The sequence below is a fragment of the Methylobacterium sp. D48H genome (genome assembly GCF_053345715.1).
In genome coordinates, this window is record NZ_JBKFAP010000152.1 from 1 (window position 1) to 306 (window position 306).

At 76.8% G+C, this 306-nt stretch carries 1 protein-coding gene; it reads right to left on the minus strand.

Annotated features, from left to right (window positions below; genetic code table 11):
• Positions 1-306: DegT/DnrJ/EryC1/StrS family aminotransferase (locus tag ACLBX8_RS31905; RefSeq protein ID WP_447716437.1), on the minus strand; the 306-nt coding region annotated here is incomplete at both ends.

A 306-nucleotide genomic window follows, 5' to 3' on the forward strand; every position in this document is an offset into this window, starting at 1 on the left:
GCTCGGATTCGGGCAGCGCGAACCGCCGCGGCGCCTCCGCGTAGGGCGGCTCCAGATGCGCGCACATGATGCCCCGGCGGGTGGCGATGCCCCGGTCGGGCATCGCCTGCATGACCGCCTGCTGGTCCGCGTCGTCCGGGAGGCGGACGCAGTAGCTCTGCCAGTTGCTGCGCAGCCCCATCGGCCCGGGCGGCGGCGTCACCCCGGGGAGATCGGCGAGCCGCGCGCGGTAGCCGTCGGCGAGGGCGCGGCGCCGGGCGATCAGGTCGGGCAGCCGCTTCAGCTGCTCCCGGCCGATGGCCGCCT